The 1,025-nt window shown below is 76.1% G+C and carries 1 protein-coding gene; it reads right to left on the reverse strand.

From position 1 onward, the window contains the following. Window positions 1-897, reverse strand: an 897-nt coding sequence (locus ABZ281_RS50440) for an SWIM zinc finger family protein (protein WP_356665676.1), incomplete at its 3' end; no start/stop codon positions are given. Window positions 898-1,025: the final 128 nt, after the last annotated feature.

The following is a 1,025-nucleotide window of genomic DNA, read 5'->3' on the forward strand; positions in this document are numbered from 1 at the left end:
CAGGACGAAGGGGTCGGTGTCGAGCAGCCGGGCGGTCTGATAGCAGAGGGCCGCCGCGTGCTTGCAGGGGTGGCCGCGGTCGGGGCAGCTGCACCGGGGCTCCAGGTCACCGGGACCGGGCAGCAGCGGCACGCCGCACTCCGCGAGGGACTGGGGCATCTCCTTGTCCAGCAGCGCCGCGATGTGCCCGGGGCGGTCGGCGGCGGCGTCCAGGAAGCGGTCCCAGTCCGTGTCGTCGAGCGTGCGCAGGCGCACCTGGACGCGGTACGGGCGGGGACGGCTGCCCTGGACGTAGGCCAGCACGAGTCCGGGTGTCACCGTGATGGCGTCGACATGCCCCTGCCCCGCGTATCCCCGCCCGCGCTCCAGACGCTTCACGTCCAGCGCGCCCTGCTCCAGCGCCTCGACCCAGGCGTTGCCCCACCAGCTCTCGGCGAAGCGGTCGCCGTCCCGGGGCGGGAGGGGCGGGAAGGTACGGCGGAGTTCGTTGTCGCGGGACGGGGCGGCCATGGATCGGGGGGACCGGGCCGGCCGGGGGGCGTGGGACGCGGAGGTCGTGGACGGGGTGGGGTCGAGGGCCGGGGAGCTCGTAGGAGCGGGGTGGCGGGGCCGGGTGCAGGCGGGGGGTGGGGTCGCGGCTGAGGGCGGGGAAGGCCTGCTCGGGGCGTCTGAGGGCGGGATATCGGTGGTGGGCGGGGCGTCGTGGTGCGGGACGTCGTGGAGCAGGGGGTTGTGGTGCGGGGTGGGGGCGAGATCCTGGTCGGCTCGGCCGTTGCCGTGCGGGATGGGGGCCGGACCCCGGGGGTCCGGGTCGCTGATGCCGGTGGTCGGGGCGGCCGAGGTCTCGGGCCGGGGCTCCGGGCCTCCTGCGCTGTCCGGCGTATCCGGGCCCGGCACAGCCAGGCCATGCCCACTGTCCGGCGCATCCGTGCCCGGCACAGCCAGGCCATGCCCACTGTCCGGCGCATCCGTGCCCGGCACAGCCAGGCCATGCCCACTGTCCGGCGCATCCGTGCCCGGCACAG

The organism is Streptomyces sp. NPDC006265, assembly GCF_040613555.1.
In the GTDB taxonomy this organism is placed as follows: Bacteria; Actinomycetota; Actinomycetes; order Streptomycetales; family Streptomycetaceae; genus Streptomyces.